The organism is Neisseria sp. HMSC03D10, assembly GCF_001807625.1.
GTDB classification, from domain to species: domain Bacteria; phylum Pseudomonadota; class Gammaproteobacteria; order Burkholderiales; family Neisseriaceae; genus Neisseria; species Neisseria mucosa.
The window spans coordinates 16,541-34,786 of the sequence record NZ_KV789577.1; the positions used below are offsets into that span (position 1 = coordinate 16,541).

General features: G+C 51.2%; 15 protein-coding genes. 3 read left to right on the top strand and 12 right to left on the bottom strand.

Annotated features, from left to right (window positions below; all coding sequences use genetic code 11):
• Positions 1-92 precede the first annotated feature (92 nt).
• From lpdA to trpE, 8 genes are all read right to left on the bottom strand, one after another.
• Positions 93-1,877 (bottom strand): dihydrolipoyl dehydrogenase, encoded by a 1,785-nt coding sequence (lpdA, locus tag HMPREF3066_RS08540; RefSeq protein ID WP_070442124.1) that lies wholly within the window; start codon positions 1,875-1,877, stop codon positions 93-95.
• A gap of 87 nt (positions 1,878-1,964) precedes the next feature.
• Positions 1,965-3,578: a dihydrolipoyllysine-residue acetyltransferase gene (gene aceF, locus HMPREF3066_RS08545; RefSeq protein WP_070442127.1), complete on the bottom strand. Its 1,614-nt coding sequence runs from the start codon at positions 3,576-3,578 to the stop codon at positions 1,965-1,967.
• A gap of 240 nt (positions 3,579-3,818) precedes the next feature.
• Complete coding sequence (aceE, locus tag HMPREF3066_RS08550; protein ID WP_009311779.1) at positions 3,819-6,482, bottom strand: pyruvate dehydrogenase (acetyl-transferring), homodimeric type; 2,664 nt, start codon at positions 6,480-6,482, stop codon at positions 3,819-3,821.
• A 382-nt stretch (positions 6,483-6,864) separates the two neighbouring features.
• Positions 6,865-7,482 carry a Smr/MutS family protein gene (locus tag HMPREF3066_RS08555; RefSeq protein WP_070442130.1) on the bottom strand — a complete coding sequence of 206 codons (618 nt, stop codon included), beginning with the start codon at positions 7,480-7,482 and terminating at the stop codon, positions 6,865-6,867.
• Positions 7,483-7,573: 91 nt separating this feature from the next.
• Positions 7,574-8,056, bottom strand: coding sequence for a GNAT family N-acetyltransferase (locus HMPREF3066_RS08560; protein WP_045075584.1), 483 nt, complete (start codon positions 8,054-8,056; stop codon positions 7,574-7,576).
• A 78-nt stretch (positions 8,057-8,134) separates the two neighbouring features.
• Positions 8,135-9,271 (bottom strand): 5-(carboxyamino)imidazole ribonucleotide synthase, encoded by a 1,137-nt coding sequence (locus HMPREF3066_RS08565; RefSeq protein ID WP_070442133.1) that lies wholly within the window; start codon positions 9,269-9,271, stop codon positions 8,135-8,137.
• Positions 9,272-9,479: 208 nt separating this feature from the next.
• Positions 9,480-9,767 (bottom strand): GIY-YIG nuclease family protein, encoded by a 288-nt coding sequence (locus tag HMPREF3066_RS08570; RefSeq protein WP_099048462.1) that lies wholly within the window; start codon positions 9,765-9,767, stop codon positions 9,480-9,482.
• Positions 9,768-9,992: 225 nt separating this feature from the next.
• Complete coding sequence (gene trpE, locus HMPREF3066_RS08580) at positions 9,993-11,468, bottom strand: anthranilate synthase component I (protein ID WP_070442135.1); 1,476 nt, start codon at positions 11,466-11,468, stop codon at positions 9,993-9,995.
• Positions 11,469-11,697: 229 nt separating this feature from the next.
• Here trpE and aroA point away from each other — a divergent pair, with 229 nt between their 5' ends.
• Entirely contained in the window at positions 11,698-12,996 is a 1,299-nt protein-coding gene (gene aroA, locus HMPREF3066_RS08585) for a 3-phosphoshikimate 1-carboxyvinyltransferase (protein WP_070442157.1), read from the top strand.
• Between the two features lie 115 nt (positions 12,997-13,111).
• Here the strand turns inward: aroA and HMPREF3066_RS08590 are convergent, their stop codons facing one another.
• Positions 13,112-13,414: an NF038104 family lipoprotein gene (locus HMPREF3066_RS08590; protein WP_321178927.1), complete on the bottom strand. Its 303-nt coding sequence runs from the start codon at positions 13,412-13,414 to the stop codon at positions 13,112-13,114.
• A gap of 8 nt (positions 13,415-13,422) precedes the next feature.
• Positions 13,423-13,761, bottom strand: coding sequence for a general secretion pathway protein GspG (locus HMPREF3066_RS08595; RefSeq protein ID WP_070442141.1), 339 nt, complete (start codon positions 13,759-13,761; stop codon positions 13,423-13,425).
• 145 nt (positions 13,762-13,906) lie between these two features.
• Between HMPREF3066_RS08595 and HMPREF3066_RS08600 the strand changes: the two genes are divergently transcribed.
• Positions 13,907-15,088 (top strand): aspartate aminotransferase family protein, encoded by a 1,182-nt coding sequence (locus HMPREF3066_RS08600; protein WP_070442145.1) that lies wholly within the window; start codon positions 13,907-13,909, stop codon positions 15,086-15,088.
• Between the two features lie 251 nt (positions 15,089-15,339).
• A complete protein-coding gene (locus HMPREF3066_RS08605) occupies positions 15,340-16,275 on the top strand; it encodes a dihydroorotate oxidase (protein ID WP_070442148.1) in 936 nt (311 codons plus the stop codon).
• Between the two features lie 300 nt (positions 16,276-16,575).
• On the opposite strand, the gene HMPREF3066_RS08610 is transcribed toward HMPREF3066_RS08605, so the two are convergent.
• Together HMPREF3066_RS08610 and ygiD are read right to left on the bottom strand one after the other, a co-directional pair.
• Positions 16,576-17,157, bottom strand: a complete 582-nt coding sequence (locus tag HMPREF3066_RS08610) for a DsbA family protein (RefSeq protein ID WP_070442151.1) — start codon at positions 17,155-17,157, stop codon at positions 16,576-16,578.
• Positions 17,158-17,166: 9 nt separating this feature from the next.
• Positions 17,167-17,952 (bottom strand): 4,5-DOPA-extradiol-dioxygenase, encoded by a 786-nt coding sequence (gene ygiD / locus HMPREF3066_RS08615; RefSeq protein ID WP_070442154.1) that lies wholly within the window; start codon positions 17,950-17,952, stop codon positions 17,167-17,169.
• Positions 17,953-18,246 lie beyond the last annotated feature (294 nt).

The window sequence follows — 18,246 nt, forward strand, 5'->3', positions numbered from 1 at the left end:
TTCTGTTTGACGAAAAGGTCGTCTGAAAAATTCAGACGACCTTTGACTGATAAATGCAATATCAGCAGTTTAATTCAACTGACTGAATACACTTATTTTTTCTTTTGAGCCGGCAGGTCGGTACAAGTACCCAATGCCACTTCGGCAGCCATACCGATGGATTCGCCCAAGGTCGGGTGCGGATGGATGGTTTTGCCGATGTCTTCAGCGTCGCAGCCCATTTCGATGGCCAAGCAGATTTCGCCAATCATATCGCCGCCGTTCGGACCGACGATACCACCGCCGATGATACGGCCGGTTTCGGCATCAAAAATCAGCTTGGTGAAGCCGTTATCGCAACCGTTGGCAATCGCACGGCCGGAAGCCGCCCATGGGAAGTTGGCTTTGGTGATTTTGCGGCCGGATGCTTTGGCAGACAATTCGGTTTCGCCAACCCATGCCACTTCGGGAGCGGTGTAAGCCACGCCCGGAATCACGCGTGCGTCGAAGTAAGCTTTGTGTCCGGCGCAGTTTTCAGCGGCAACGTGACCTTCGTGAACGGCTTTGTGTGCCAGCATAGGCTGACCGACGATGTCGCCGATGGCGTAGATGTGCGGCACATTGGTACGCATTTGTTTGTCGACTTCGATGAATCCGCGGTCGGTTACGGCAACGCCTGCTTTTTCAGCGCTGATGAGTTTGCCGTTAGGCGCACGACCGGCAGCAACCAATACGGCATCGTAGCGTTGCGGCTCTTTCGGCGCGTTCGCTCCTTCGAAGGTAACGTAAACGCCGTCTTCTTTCGGCTCGACTGCAACGGTTTTGGTGTTGATCATGATATTGTCAAAACGGTATTCGTTTTGTTTTTGCCATACTTTCACCAAATCGCGGTCGGCACCTTGCATCAAACCGTCCATCATTTCAACGACGTCAAGGCGTGAACCCAGCGTGCTGTAAACCGTACCCATTTCGAGGCCGATGATACCGCCACCGATAATCAGCAGCTTGCCCGGTACTTCTTTCAGAGCCAAAGCACCGCTGGAATCGATGATGCGCGGATCTTCAGGGATAAACGGCAGCTTGGTTACGCGGCTGCCCGCTGCAATGATACAGTTTTTGAACGCAACGATTTTTTTCTCGCCGGTAAGCGTAGCTTGCTCGTACACATCGCCGGTAGTCAGCGACACTTCCAAGTGGTGCGGATCTAAGAATTGACCGTCGCCTTGGATAACGTCCACTTTGCGACCTTTTGCCATACCTGCCAAACCGGTAGTCAGGCGGGAAACCACGCCTTCTTTGTAGCCGCGCAACATGTCGATGTCGAGTTCAGGCTCGGGGTATTTGATGCCGTTGGCAGCCAAGTGGCGCACTTCGTCGATAACCGCAGCGTTGTGCAACAAGGCTTTGGAAGGGATACAGCCGACGTTCAAGCAAACGCCGCCCAAGGTTTTGTAACGCTCGACGATGGCAACTTTCAGACCTTCATCGGCTGCGGCAAATGCAGCGGAGTAACCGCCGGGGCCGCCACCCAATACGACCACGTCGTACTCAGCATCAGCAGAACCGCCGAATTGCGCCGCTTGCGGTGCAGGAGCGGCAGCTTTAGGGGCTTCTTGCACAGGAGCAGCAGGTGCTTCGGCTTTAGGAGCGGCAGCCGCGCCTTCAGCTTCAACGACTACAATCAAGCCGCCTTCGGAGATTTTGTCGCCGACTTTGACTTTGACTTCTTTGACCACGCCCGCAACTTCGGCAGGCACGTCCATCGTCGCTTTGTCGGTTTCTAGGGTAATCAGGGTATCGTCAACGGCGATAGTGTCGCCTACGTTCACTTCAACCGCGATAATATCTACATTTTCGTGTCCGCCAATGTCGGGCACTTTCAATTCAACTAAGCTCATGTCTAATCTTTCTGAATGATATTCGGACTTCTGTTTCCAGACGACCTGTCGGATTGTTTGCCGAAGGTCGTCTGAAATACGCTCGGATTACAGGGTAATGCGGCGGAAGTCTTTCAACAGGTTCGCCAGGAATACGGTAAAGCGCATACCGGCAGCACCGTCGATGACGCGGTGGTCGAAGGACAGGCTCAACGGACACATCAGGCGAGGAGCGAACTCTTTGCCGTTCCAAACCGGTTTGATTTGGGATTTGCACACGCCCAAAATAGCGACTTCAGGTGCGTTCACAATCGGAGTGAAGCCTGTACCGCCGATGCCGCCCAAGCTGGAAATGGTAAAGCAGGCGCCTTGCATTTCTTGCGGTTTGAGCTTGCCTTCGCGGGCTTTTTTAGACAATTCGGTCAGCTCTTGGCTGATTTCTTTCAGACCTTTTTGATCCACGTCTTTGATGACGGGAACAACCAAGCCGTTCGGCGTATCGGCTGCGAAACCGATGTTGAAGTAGTTTTTCAGAACCAGATTGTCGCCGTCCAAAGAAGCGTTGAATTCTGGGAAGGCTTTCAGCGCGGAAACAGAGGCTTTGATGATGAACGCCAACGGAGACAGTTTCACGCCTTCACGTTCCCACTCTTTGTTCAGCTGTTTGCGGAATTCTTCCAGTTCGGTCATGTCCGCTTCTTCGTGAACGGTAACGTGCGGAATGACTACCCAGTTGCGGGACAGGTTTTGACCGGAAATTTTCTTAATGCGGGACAATTCTTTAACTTCGACATTACCGAATTTGGAGAAGTCCACTTTAGGCCACGGCAGCAAGTCCAGACCGCCGCCCAAAGATGCGCCGGCAGCAGCAGGTTTCGCCGCACCGCCTTGCATTACAGATTTCACAAAGGCTTTAATGTCGTCGCCCATGATACGGCCTTTCAAGCCGGTACCTTTGACTTGACCCAAATCCACGCCCAATTCGCGCGCCAGTTTGCGTGCGGATGGACCCGCGTGTGCTTTGGCAAAAGCGACTTCGTCGATTTTGGCTGCGGCAGGTGCAGGAGCGGCAACAGGAGCCGGGGCGGCGGCAGGCGCGGCAGCCGGAGCAGGTGCAGCTGCCGGTGCTGCGGCTTGAGCAGGCGCGGGAGCGGCGGCAGAACCGGCGGTTTCCACTTCGATAATGGCAGTACCTTCGGATACTTTGTCGCCAACTTTCAGGAATACGGCTTTAACGACACCGGCGGCAGTACAAGGTACATCCATAGTCGCTTTGTCGGTTTCCAAAGTAATCAGCGTGTCGTCTTCGGCAACGGTGTCGCCAACTTTGACTTCAACGGCGATTACATCTACATCAGTATGACCGCCAATGTCTGGAACGGCTACTTTAACGGTTGTACCGCCTGCGGGAGCGGCAGCGGGTGCAGCAGCAGGCGCAGGTTGTGCTTCAGCGGCAGGAGCCGGAGCAGCCTCAGCAGCGGCAGCACCGGTTTCAACGGTCAGAATTACGCCGCCTTCGGAGATTTTGTCGCCGACTTTGACTTTCACTTCTTTCACAACGCCTGCTGCATCGGCAGGTACGTCCATAGTGGCTTTGTCGGTTTCCAGTGTAATCAGGGTGTCGTCAACGGCGATGGTGTCGCCCGCTTTGACTTCTACGGCGATGATATCGACGTTTTCATGACCGCCGATATCGGGTACTTTGATTTCTACGATACTCATTTGAGTTCCTTTGATGATTTCGGTTTGAGGTCGTCTGAAAAACAGTTTCAGACGACATCACTTATGTTTTCCGGCACGGATAACCATTTCCAAGACAACTTTTCTGCGCTTCGAACCTTTTGCACGACTTGCGCCCGCTGCCCGGTAATTCAAGGTTTGTCCGTTATACAAACCGTCAACGTATTCTTGATTCAGACGACCTCACAAGCAAATTGACTTTGAGGTCGTCTGAAAACAGGATTAGCGTTTCCAGCTTGGCGCCACGTCGGCATTGATGCCGTATTTTTCGATGGCTTGTTGAACGGTTTCTTTGCTGACTTTGCCTTGTTCTGCCAATGCGCTCAATGCTGCCACGGCAACGTTGTAGCGGTCCACTTCGAAGAAGCGGCGCAGGTTGGCACGGCTATCGGAACGGCCGAAACCATCGGTACCCAAGACATGGTAGTCGTTCGGGATGTACGCGCGGATACGGTCGGCATAGCTGCGGATATAGTCGGTAGCGGCGATAACCGGACCGTCATGACCTTGCAGTTGTGAGGTAACGAAAGGTACTTTTTCAGCTTCCAACGGATGCAGGCGGTTGAAACGTTCTACTTCGATGGCATCGCGGTGCAGCAAGTTGAAGGACGGGCAAGACCAAATGTCTGCTTCTACGCCGAAGTCGGCTTTCAGCAATTCGGCACCGGCAATCACTTCTTGCAGGATGGTACCGGAACCCATCAATTGAACTTTCTTGTCGCCTTTACCGCCGGCTTTCAGCAAGTACATACCTTTCAGGATGTCTTGTTCCACGCCTTCGGGCATATCCGGGTGAGTGTAGTTCTCGTTCATCAAGGTGATGTAGTAGAACACGTCTTCATGGTTGACGTACATACGGCGCAGGCCATCATGTACGATAACGGCCACTTCATATTGGAAAGTCGGATCGTATGTTACGCAGTTCGGGATCAAATCAGCTTGAATATGGCTGTGGCCGTCTTCGTGTTGCAGGCCTTCGCCGTTCAAGGTCGTACGGCCGGCAGTACCGCCCAACAGGAAGCCGCGCGCGTGCATATCGCCGGCAGCCCATGCCAAGTCGCCAACGCGTTGGAAACCGAACATAGAGTAGTAAATGTAGAACGGAATCATCGCGAAGTCGCTGTTGGCATAGCTGGTCGCTGCAGCAATCCAGTCAGCCATCGCGCCAGGCTCGTTAATACCTTCTTGCAGGATTTGACCGTCAACAGACTCTTTATAGAACATCAGTTGGTCTTTGTCTTGCGGGGTGTATTGTTGGCCTTTCGGGTTCCAAATACCGTATTGGCGGAACATGCCTTCCATACCGAAGGTACGGCTTTCGTCAGGAACGATAGGTACGACGCGTTTGCCGATTTTTTTGTCTTTCAGCAAAGTAGACAGAATGCGGACAAATGCCATAGTAGTCGAGAATTCACGGTCGCCGCTGGATTTCAGTTGAGTCTCAAATGCTGACAACTCAGGTACTTCCAGAACTTCTTGGGTAGGCTTGCGTTGAGGCAGGTAGCCGCCCAAAGCTTCGCGACGTGCGTGCAGGTATTTGTACTCTTCGCTGTCGGGAGCGAAAGTCAGGTAAGGCAGATCGCCGCTGTCGATTTGCTCGTCGGTAACCGGAATGTCAAAGCGGTCGCGGAATTGTTTCAGAGACGCTTTGTCCATTTTTTTGGCTTGGTGGGCAACGTTTTGACCTTCGCCGGATGCACCCATACCATAACCTTTAATGGTTTTTGCCAAAATTACGGTAGGTTTGCCATCTGCATGGTTAGCTGCGCGGTCATAAGCGTTGTACACTTTTTGAGGGTCGTGACCGCCACGGTTCAATGCCCAAATTTCGTCATCGGTCATATCGGCAACCAATGCTTTCAATTCAGGGGTATTGAAGAAATGTTCGCGGACGTACGCACCGTCTTTGGATTTGTAAGTTTGGTAGTCGCCGTCCAAACATTCTTCCATGCGTTTGCGCAGGATACCGTCTTTGTCTTTTGCCAAGAGGCGGTCCCAACGGCGGCCCCAAATGACTTTGACAACATTCCAGCCTGCGCCGGCAAAGTTGCCTTCCAATTCTTGGATGATTTTGCCGTTACCGCGGACAGGACCGTCCAAACGTTGCAGGTTACAGTTGATGACGAAAATCAGGTTGTCCAAACCTTCGCGTGCTGCCAATGCGATGGCGCCTTGCGATTCAGGTTCATCCATTTCGCCGTCGCCGCAGAAACACCATACTTTACGGCCTTTGGTTTTTGCCAGACCGCGGGATTCCAAGTATTTTAGGAAACGGGCTTGGTAAATCGCCATGATCGGACCCAAACCCATAGATACGGTCGGGAATTGCCAGAAATCAGGCAGCAAGTGCGGATGCGGGTAAGAAGGCAGACCATGTCCGTCCACTTCCTGACGGAAATTGTTCAGTTGGTCTTCAGTCAGACGGCCTTCAACGAAAGCGCGGGCATAGATACCTGGAGAAACGTGGCCTTGGAAGAATACCAAATCACCTTCTTCGCCTTCGCCTTTAGCTTTCCAGAAGTGGTTGAAACCCACTTCGTACATGGTTGCGGCAGATTGGAAAGATGCGATATGACCACCCAGCTCCAAATCTTTTTTACCGGCGCGCAATACGATGGCGGCGGCGTTCCAGCGCACGAATGCACGGATGCGGTGTTCGATGTTTTGATCGCCCGGAATGCCTTTTTCGTCTTCAACCGAAACGGTATTCAAATACGGGGTGGTTGTGCCGTGAGGCATACGGACGCCTTTGTCGCGGCTGTATTTAACCAGATGTTCCAACAGGTATTGTGCGCGTTCGCTGCCTTCGTATTCTAGAACTGAGCTTAACGCGTCCAACCACTCTTGGGTTTCAATCGGGTCAACATCGTGTAATTGGGTGGACATAGTATCTATCCTTATGTTGAGTGTTATTCAATGACGGAGGGTTATACCCCTAATGTTTTCGTTTGCGAAAATTGGTATACAAAAACGAAAAGTTTCTAAAATCAAATCAAATAAAATTAGATAATCTAAATCTTTTCAATCAGTTAAAAACCGGATTAAAAACAAAAGACGCACTGGTGAATTTATTTGAATCTGCTTCGCTTCGAATCCTATCAGCAAACGGTATAACTAGCAAATTTCAATTTAATATATTCAAAAACAATCAAACTTTTCCCATTTAATTTTCTTTTTTAACACAAAAACGAAAATAAAATGAAAAAAACCGAAATAACCTTTTAACCGTTTTTGAAATAGCTTTGCTGCTATATTTCAGACGACCTTTTTACCGCTCCTCCGAATGCCGGCGTTTGATAAGGATGCGGACAGCGCCGTCATTACCCTCGCGAGGTTCGATATAGGCAAGAACATCCGGATGCTGCATCAGCCAACGGCGCGTCATATTTTTTAAAACAGGTTTATAACCTGCCGAACCCAAGCCGCTACCGTGGACAATTTCGGCACAAACGCCGCGCTTTTGGACAAACACGATAAATTCATTTAATACCTGTTGTGCTTCTTCTTGCGTATAGCCGTGCAAATCAACATCAGCAACGACGGGATAATGGCCGTTACGCAAGCGTTGCAGGTCGTTTTTACCTTGCCCGTTCTTACTGAACGAAGCAGGCGGCTCATCCCAACTGCCGCTGCCGATATAAAAATAATCTTCCTCATCTAATGAAGATACTTCTTTCGGACGCGGCTTTATCGGCGATTTATCGCGTGGAGCAGAATAATATTGCGAAGTTTGTTTCAACGGGGTTACCGTCCCGACCATACTTGCAAAATCGGCATTCTCGGCTTCCTGCTTTTTAGCTGCCGCTTCTGCTGCAGCCTTTTCTTCTGCTTCTTTTTTCGCCTGTTTGCCTAAGGCCTGAAGGGTAGATTGGAAATCTGTTTTCATAAATGGATACCTGAAACGCTAAACGATTTTCAGACGACCTCTTTTACAAACAAGGTCGTCTGAAAACGGGAAAAATGATTGACGGTTGTATCTAAAGGTATTTACGCATTAATTCGCATTCGACTTTGACTTCCCGATTCAACTGCAACACCGCAGAACCCAAAGAGTCATAACGGTTGATGCGGTAAAACGGAACGGAATTGAGCGAAGCATAAAGTTTTAAAAAACTCAATCCGGCATGATGCGCCAACTCTTCGGCACGCCTCAGCAATGCCGTACCCAAACCTTGATTGTGGAAAATCGGATGCACATAAAGCGCGTCTAATTGCGCTTCCTTAAAATCGACTTGGAAAAATCCACGGATGGCCCCTTTGTATTCCACCACCCACAAAGCCTTATCCGGATCGTCGATGGTATGGCGGTAGCTTTCAGTGTCCAACAGCGCTTCCCATGCCTGAAGCACGTTCTCGTCGTAGCTTCGAATGCAGGCAAATTGGGCGGCATGAAGATGGGCATTATGGATGGCTTGGCAATCTTGTACTGTGGCGGGACGGAGTATGGTCAACAGGCTCATGATTCGGTACGTTATGTCTAACTTTCAGACGACCTTGATTGATTCTGAGGTCGTCTGAACATTTTGAAAATCAGCAAATTATAAACTTTGATGCAGTTTCACCGCTGCTTCAAAAGCAGTGTCGGCATCGGCGGACAAAACGGTGAAATGCCCCATTTTGCGGCCTTTCCGCGCGGCCTTTTTGCCGTACAGGTGCAGGTGCGCGTTCGGATGGCTTTGCAACGGCAGCCAATTCGGTTCGCCGCCGTCTTCCTGCCAAACGTCGCCCAAAATATTCGCCATGCAACATGAAGAAAGCAGCTTGGTATCGGCAGGTGGCAGGTTGCACATAATGCGTACCTGCTGCTGGAACTGGTCTGCGGCGCAGGCATCGATGGTGTGGTGGCCGGAATTGTGCGGGCGCGGGGCGATTTCGTTGACGACCAATTCATGCGTGTCGCCGACGACGAACATTTCCACCGCCAACACGCCGACATAATCCAATTCGTCCGCCAAGCGTTGCGCCATCTGCCGCGCCTGCTGCTGCACGTCGGCACTCAGCCGCGCAGGAACAATGGAATAAGCAAGGATGCCGTTTTCGTGGATGTTTTCGGCGGGATCGAAGGTTTGCACGTTTTCATTGTTCAGACGACATACGATCACGGAAATCTCGCCGCGCAAATCCACCATTTTTTCCAAAACGCAATCCACGCCGCCGTGTTCGGCAAACGCGGCTTTGAGTTCGTCCACCGTTTTGACGCGGATTTGACCTTTGCCGTCGTAGCCCAACGTAGCCGTTTTCAGGATGCCGGGCAGGAATTGCGCGCTTTCTTCGCTGATGTCGTCTGAACGGCAAACCACTTGATACGGTGCGGTTTGCAGCCCCGCTTTGCGTATCCATGCTTTTTCCTGAATACGGTTTTGCGCGATGGCGACGCAGTCGCTGCTGGGGGAAACGTTGGTATGTTTTGCTAGAAAGCGCATCGCGTCGGCATTGACGTTTTCAAATTCAGTGGTAACGGCCGCGCATTTTGCCAACTCGTCCAAAGCGGCTTGGTCGTCAAACGGCGCGCACAAATGGCGGTCGGCAAATTCCGCCGCAGGCGCGTTGGGATCGGGGTCGAGAACGGTTACTTTGTAGCCCATGGTTTTGGCGGCAACGGTAAACATTTTGCCTAATTGGCCGCCACCGAGGATGCCGAGCATGGCTGGCGGGAGGATGGGGGATTTGTTCATAGCGTTTTAATCTGTCTGTGTTCTGCTGTTTATTTCAGGTCATCTGAAACCGTCAATCCGTCATTCCCGCGCAGGCGGGAATCCAGAGGGTAAATATCCTGCAATGTTTAAAGATTCCTGAACCTAAGAGTCTGGATTCCCGCCTGCGCGGGAATGACGAAATTTAAGGGATACTAGGGTTAATTTACATGTTTTATGGAAATGATGGTTATTTAATAATCTCAAACCATAAATCCTGCCAACTGGGATTTTTCTCTTCGATAAGACGCAGCTTCCATTGCCGATTCCATTTTTTCAATTGCTTTTCCCTGGTAATGGCGTATTCCATTGTGGAATGCAGTTCGTACCAAACCAACATGGTTACATGATGCTGATTTGTAAATCCTTGCGTCAAATGTTCTCTATGTTGGTAAACACGTTGGGTGAGATTGGATGTTACACCGATATACAGCGTTCCGTTTCGTTGGCTGGCGAGTATATAAACGGCAGGTTGCATCATGTTTCCGCAAAAAACTTTAATCCGTCATTCCCGCGTAGGCGGGAATCCTGGCCTCAATCTTTCAGAAATATTTAGAAATTCCCGTAATTTTAAATTTCTGGATTCCCGTATGCGCGGGAATGACGCAGTGAAGGTCGCTGTTCTAATCAAACGATTGCTGCTTATTGTTTGGATTTTCAGACGGCCTGTTGATTCCTTAAAGGCCGTCTGAAAACTCCAAGTCTACCTATCCAACCCTTCCTGCACCATCTGCGCCGCCCTGACTACTGCTCGAGCTTTGTTCTGCGTTTCCTGCCATTCGGAGGTCGGGTCGGAGTCTGCGACGATGCCTGCGCCACTTTGGACGTATAGCGTGTTGTTTTTCACCACGGCGGTGCGGATGGCGATTGCCAAGTCCATGTCGTTGTTGAAGCCCCATACGCCGACGGCGCCGCCGTAGATGCCGCGTTTGCTCGGTTCGACTTCTTCTATGATTTCCATGGCGCGGACTTTGGGTGCGCCGGAGAGTGTGCCGGCGGGGAAAGTGGCAGCGAGGATGTCCATGTTGGTAACGCCCTCTTTCAGACGACCTTCGACGTTGGAAACGATGTGCATCACATGGGAGTATTTTTCAATCACCATTTTGTCGGTTACTTTGACTTCGCCCGTTTTGCTGATGCGGCCGACGTCGTTGCGCCCTAAATCGATAAGCATGACGTGTTCGGCGATTTCTTTGGCGTCGCTTAATAAATCCTGCTCGTTGGCAAAGTCTTCGGCGGGGGTTTTGCCGCGCAGGCGCGTGCCGGCGATGGGACGGACGATGACGTCGTCGCGTTCGCGGCGGACGAGGATTTCGGGCGAGGAACCGACGATGTGGAAATCGCCGAAATCGTAGTAAAAGAGATAAGGCGAGGGGTTGAGCGTGCGCAAGGCGCGGTAGAGGGCGAGCGGGCTGTCGGTGAATTCCATGCTCATGCGCTGGCTGGGGACGACCTGCATACAGTCGCCTGCGAAGATGTAGTCTTTGATTTTGTCGACGCAGGCTTTGAACGGCTCTTCGCCGAACTCGCTGACGGCTTCGGTGTGTTTGCTGCCGAGCGAGAGCGGGATAGCGCAGCTTTGACGCAACTGGGTGCGGATGTCTTCGAGGCGTTCGCGGGCGCGTTCGTAGCCGTCGGGCTGCGAGGGATCGGCGTAAACGATGAGGTGGATTTTGCCACTTAAATTGTCGATAACCGCCAACTCTTGCGACAGCATCAGCAAGATGTCGGGTGTGCCAAGCGGGTCGGCTTTGGCGCTGTTTTTCAGGCGGTGGGCGAAGTGTTCGAAATTGTAGATGGTTTCGTAACCGAAGTAGCCGACTAATCCGCCGGTAAAGCGCGGCAGGCTTGGGATTTCGGGCGTTTTGAAGCGGTTGTGGAAGGCTTCGATAAAGGGCAGCGGATTGCCGTCGTGTTGCTCGACTATTTCGCCGTTTTGATAAACATCGACGTGTTTGCCGCTGACTTTGAGATAGTGGCTGCAAGGCAGGCCGATAAAGGAATAGCGGCCGAAACGTTCGCCGCCGACAACGGATTCGAGCAGGTAGGTATAGGGGCGGTTGGCGAGTTTGAGATAGAGGGAAAGCGGCGTATCCAAGTCGGCAAGGAGTTCTTGCACGAGCGGGATGCGGTTGTAGCCTTGGGTGGCTTGGGCTTGGTATTCTTGTTTGCTGATCATTTCTATTCCGTTTGTCGGGTACTTTTCAGACGACCTTGCGAACGTGTAAAAGTCTTTGAAAATCTTGGGACGACGCGCTTGGCGGGCATAAAAAACAAGCCCGCGCCATCGTTGCAAAATTGCGGAAAAGTATAACATTTTATGCGGATTGTTGACAGTTTTGGTTTTTCAGACGACCCCTCCCTACCGTATAATGCCGTTTTCTGTTTCCGCTTCCCAAACGACCATCATGACCGAATCCATCTGCCTCCCCGCCGCCTCGCTCAAACCCGCCACCGTCGCCCTGCCCGGCTCCAAAAGCATCAGCAACCGCACCCTGCTGCTTGCCGCCTTGTCCGACAACACTTGCGAAATCCATTCCCTGCTCAAATCCGACGATACCGACCGTATGTTGGAAGCGCTCGATAAACTCGGCGTTGAAATCGAATATCTTGCCGAAGGTCGTCTGAAAGTACACGGCACAGGCGGACAATTTCCAAACCGCACTGCCGATTTGTTTTTAGGCAACGCGGGAACGGCATTCCGTCCGCTGACTGCCGCGCTGGCGGTTTTGGGCGGCGATTATCATCTGCACGGCGTTGCGCGTATGCACGAACGCCCTATCGGCGATTTGGTCGATGCGCTGCGGATTGCCGGCGCCGATGTCGAATATCTCGGCAACGAACACTATCCACCGCTTCATATCGGCGAACGCCAAGACCGCGGCGAGCGTGTGATTCCGATTAAAGGCAATGTGTCCAGCCAGTTTCTGACCGCCCTCTTGATGGCGTTGCCGCTGACCGGGCAGGCATTTGAAATCCGTATGGTCGGCGAGTTGATTTCCAAGCCCTATATCGACATCACCTTGAAACTGATGGCGCAATTCGGCGTACAGGTTGCCAATGAAGACTACCGCGTCTTCAAAATTCCCGCAGATGCGCACTACCACGCGCCCGAACATCTGCACGTCGAAGGCGATGCCTCCAGCGCGTCCTACTTCCTCGCAGCAGGTTTGATTGCCGCCACGCCCGTCCGCGTTACCGGTATCGGCGCAAACAGCATACAGGGCGATGTCGCCTTTGCCCGCGAGCTGGAAAAAATCGGGGCGGATGTGGTGTGGGGTGAAAACTTCGTCGAAGTCTCGCGTCCGAAAGAACGTACCGTCCAAGCCTTTGATTTGGATGCGAACCATATCCCCGATGCCGCCATGACCCTCGCCATCGTTGCCCTTGCCACAGGACAAACCTGCACGCTGCGCAACATCGGTTCATGGCGCGTCAAGGAAACCGACCGCATCGACGCGATGGCAAACGAGTTGCGCAAACTCGGTGCAAAAGTCGTCGAAGAAGCCGAAGCGATTCACATCACCCCGCCTGAAACGCTGACACCCGACGCCGTCATCGACACTTACGACGACCACCGCATGGCGATGTGTTTCTCGCTGGTTTCCCTGTTGGGCGTACCCGTCGTCATCAACGACCCGAAATGCACCCATAAAACCTTCCCGACTTATTTTGAAGTGTTCTCATCGCTGACCGACGCGGTTTAAAGCGGAAGAACGTTTACCCAAACAAAAAGGTCGTCTGAAAATAAGTCGAGCGGGTCGCGCTCAAACCTTTCAGACAACCTTTTTATATGGCTGCAAGGACAAAAGACATCCGTCCTTACCATCCCCTGTCCGAATATCCTGAATCTTGCGGAACAGAGTAACCGCCTTCTTCCGATGCAGGCGGATAAGAACCCGGATACACACCGTCGTCTGAAACAGGACGGCGGTTTTTACCTTTATCCTTTTCTTTGTCTTTCTTTTTATCTCTGTCGGGAATGACGGCATCAATAACTGCGCCCGTACCTTTGACGACAACCTTGCCCGCCGTCATGACGGTCGTTGCCGCCAAATCGACTGCCGCCCTGACGACGCAGCCGCTCGGCGCCAGGCAGACCAAAGGCAGAAGCAAGGTTTTCATCTTCATTTTCATGAATGCGAACATCCGCAATGACCGTCATGCCCGCCATCACAGCCTGCCGCGTGTTCGTGCCACGCGTCATCGTCGCCGTCAAACTCTTCCATTTCGTCAAACTCGCCGTTTTCGACCAATTCGACCAACTCTTCCAAACTTTGCGCCCCTTCTACCCAAAAACACGGAATATCGGGCGGCGTATCGGGTGCCAGCAGTGCTGCATTGCCCTCGTGCCAAGCTATCCAATAGCCGTTGGCCGTTTGAACAAATTGCGCGCCGGGATGAATGGTTTCGCCTTCGGTGCCAACCAGCATACGCTCGGCAATTTCAGTCTGATAAGGCAGGATGTTCATAATCTTCTTTCTACGGTCGGTAAAATCCATATTGTAGCCGAAATTTCTACTCTCATTGCGTCCCGTCCATTCCGGCTTGAAGCTTTGTTTCGGGCGGCGCATAATCCCCGCTTATTTTCAATAAATTCACTGCAAAGGAAATCGGATGCAAAACTACCTGACCCCCAATTTTTCATTTGCCCCCATGATTCCCGAACGCGCACTCGGCAGCCGCGTCTGGGATATTGAAGGTCGTGAATATATCGACTTGTCGGGCGGTATCGCGGTCAACGCGTTGGGACACTGTCATCCCGATTTGGTTGCCGCGCTGGCGGAGCAGTCGCAAAAATTGTGGCACATTTCCAATATCTACACGACCAAGCCCGCGCAGGAATTGGCGCAAAAGCTGGTAGAGCATACCTTCGCCGACAAAGTGTTTTTCTGCAATTCCGGCGCTGAAGCCAACGAAGCCGCGCTGAAACTGGCACGAAAATACGGGCGCGATCATTTTGGCGGACACAAAACCGAAATCATCTCCTGCCTGAATAGCTTCCACGGTCGCACATTGTTTACCGTATCGGTCGGTGGCCAGCCCAAATACAGCAAAGACTACACGCCGCTGCCGCCAGGTATTACCCACGTTCCGTTTAACGATGTTGCCGCATTGGAAGCAGCCATCGGCGAAAACACCTGCGCCGTAATCATCGAGCCGATTCAGGGCGAAAGCGGCATCCTGCCCGCCACGCAGGAATATCTGCAAGCTGCGCGCCGTTTGTGCGACGAACACGGCGCATTGCTGATTTTGGACGAAGTGCAAACCGGTATGGGGCATACGGGCAAACTGTTTGCCTACGAGCATTACGGTATTACGCCCGACATCATCAGTTCCGCCAAAGCATTGGGTGGCGGCTTCCCCATCGGCGCGATTCTGACCACTGACAAAATCGCTCCGACCTTCGGGCCGGGGACGCACGGTTCGACTTTCGGCGGCAATCCGATGGCGTGCGCCGTTGGTAGTCGTGCGTTCGACATTATCAACGCGCCCGAAACCTTAGCGCATGTGGAAAAACAAGGACAAAAATTTCAGACGACCCTGCGGGAATTGGGTGAGAAAACGGGCGTGTTTGAAGAAGTCCGCGGTATGGGTTTACTCATCGGCTGCGTACTGGCGGACGAATACAAAGGCCGCGCTTCGGAAATCACCTCTGCCGCTTTGAAACACGGCCTGATGGTATTGGTTGCCGGAGCCGACGTCGTGCGTTTTGCACCTAGTCTGCTGCTGAATGATGAAGATATGGCAGAAGGGCTGAAACGCTTGGAGGCTGCATTAACTGAATGGATAGCCTGATTTAAGAAATTATGAACCAAGGCTTTCTTGGTGATTTCAAAAATTTTTCAATCACCATGGCTTATTTACATTAAAGGTCGTCTGAAGACAAACAAAACAGGTTTTCAGACGACCTTTTTTGCACCTTTCCTTCATCATATAAAACAACATTTCCTTACATTGTCTGTCATTTGATGTTTGTTAAAAATTTTGCCGACTATTCGTGTTACGCTTCGCAAACAAATTGATTTTTCAAGGGAAAGGAGCAGGATATGCCGTCATTGAGAACGCAAATCGCCGGTTTTTCTTTTGACAACTGTCTGATGAACGCCGCAGGCGTGGCGTGTATGACCGTGGAAGAATTGGAAGAAGTCAGGCAATCCGCCGCGGGCAGCTTCGTCACCAAAACGGCGACGCTGGAAGCGCGTGCGGGCAATCCCGAGCCGCGTTACCGCGATGTACCGCTGGGCAGCATCAATTCCATGGGTTTGCCGAATCAAGGCATTGATTACTATCTGGATTATTTGCTGAGCCTTCAAGAATCGCAGCCCGAACGGACATTTTTCCTCTCGCTGGTCGGTATGTCGCCCGATGAAACACACACGCTGTTGAAAAAAGTGCAAAACAGCGGATTTAAAGGCATTACCGAACTCAACCTTTCCTGTCCGAACGTCCCCGGCAAGCCGCAAATCGCCTACGACTTTGAAACGACCGAGCGGATTTTGGGTGAAGCCTTCGGCTACTTCGACAAGCCTTTAGGCATCAAACTGCCGCCGTATTTCGACATCGTCCATTTCGACCAAGCGGCGGAAGTGTTCAACCGCCATCCGCTGAAATTTGTCAACTGCGTTAATTCAATCGGCAACGGCATGTATATCGAGGACGAATCCGTCGTGATCCGACCTAAAAACGGCTTTGGCGGCATAGGCGGCGAATACATCAAACCGACCGCGCTCGCCAACGTCCATGCGTTCTACCAAAGATTGAATCCATCCATCCAAATCATCGGCACAGGCGGCGTTTATACCGGTCGCGATGCGTTTGAACATATCTTGTGCGGCGCGAGCATGGTGCAAATCGGCACGGCGCTGCATCAGCAAGGCGTCGAAATTTTCGAACGCGTTTCGCTTGGCTTGAAAGCCATCATGGTACAAAAAGGCTACGAGACGCTCGAAGACTTTAAAGGCAAACTGAAATATCTGGGGTAAGTCTGCTCGGATGAAGGGGAAAAGGTCGTCTGAAAACCTGAATCGGGCTTTCAGACGACCTTAGTATTTACGCATTCAGAAATGCTCTTCATCTCCCGAACCGCTTCAACTGTCAAATCTAACCCGATCCTTCAAAATATCATCTAAAAACAGGTCGTCTGAAAAACAAAAAACAGCCCCTGCCCCTTCCTTTTTTATTGAAACGCAGGCTGCTTTCACACTTAGCCTATGTCAGCAAACCTGGCTTTTTCGATCATTGTCAGTTAAGCAACCGCAAAAAAGGGCTTTTGCCCCTTCCTTTTACCACAAGCTTTCCGTACGGATTTGCCTCCAACCTTGCCCGGTTTCTTCCACCACAAACGGCACTCCGCTGACACCAAACTGTTGCGCAAGATTGGCGCCGTCAGCAATGCGCTGTTTGGCAAGCTGTTCGGTTGCACAATCTTTTAAAATCCCAACCGCTTGCTGACAGCCGATTTGGCATAAAACATCTGCCAATACATCCAATTTTGCCGTATCCAAACCTTCTTCGTAACGTGCTTTTTGAAAAGCACGCAAGGCTTCCGGTTCGCGAGCAGGCTCGGTAGTTTGAACCGCCGTTAAAGCCTGCACCAAGGCGAAAGAATTGAAATTGGTCGGCTGCTGCAAAATGTTTTTGCGATAATTTTCGCTAAACGGCAGCCCTGCGAGCTTGGCGATGCGCCGGTCGTTTTCCCAAGCATGTTCCGCCCAATCGGGCAACATGATTTTATCGCGGCAAAATAAGCCTGTCGGAACAAGTTTGACATCAGCAGTTTGCGCCAATTTTGAAATGCCGTCTGAAACGGAATAACACCATCCGCAAAGCGGATCAAACAAATAAAGAATCTTTTTCGCTGCCATATTTTTCTTTTACCCCACTAAAAGCGAAGTCATACTGAGCGAACCGGCGACAAGGTTGTCGTTGAAAAACGTAATGGAATCATCCGGTTCGCGTAATGCCATAATGCAAAGAAAAGGCAGGTAATGTTCCGGCGTCGTCACGGAAAGCATCGCCTTTTCACCCAGCCGTTCGTAATGAATCAAAATATCGTCATCCCGTTCGACAATTGCCTGATTGACCGCTTCGCGGAAAGCAAACGCCCAACCATAGCCCGCACCGATTTGATTGATATGCGCCCTGCTCATCACGCTCAAATTATGAATAATATTGCCGCTGCCGATAATCAACACACCCTGTTCGCGCAAAGCGGATAATTTTTTCGCCAAATTGAAATGCCATTCCGCCGATTGCAAGCGGTTGAGACTGAGCTGCACCACAGGAATATCGGCATCGGGATACAGAAATTTCAACACCGCCCAAGCGCCGTGATCAAAACCGCGCGTTGGGTTCAGCCCGACATTTTCCGGCTGCAGCAACGACCGCACTTGCTCCGCCAACTCAGGCGAACCGGGCGCCGGATACTGCACTTGGCTCAGATCTTCAGGAAATCCGTAAAAATCGTAAATCATTTCAGGATGTTCGCCCGATGTAACCTGCAAACGGCTGCTGTACCAATGCGCCGAAATCATCAAAATCGCTTTGGGTTTGGCAAACTTTTGCGTAATCAGGCTGAGATTTTGGTTGAACGGATTTTCCTTATCCAACACATTCATCGGACTACCATGCCCAACAAACAATACAGGCATTTTTTTCATCATTGCCTCCTTAAAATATTTGATGAGGTGGATTGTACGGATAAATGATTAAGCAATAAATCTCAATTTATGAACAATATAATTTCCCAATAGGAAATGATGAAGTATTCTTTGGCTTTGCTGCAAAGTTAAAAAGAGGTCCGAAGATTCGGATTTCAATAGCAATACCTAAATCAATCTAACAAATCTGCCTAAAAGCACTTAATTCTATGACTGATAACTCAACGCCAGAATATTATTTTTTAATAGCAAATTGAGACCTTTGCAAAAAAGCCCTTCCCCCGACAGCCGAAA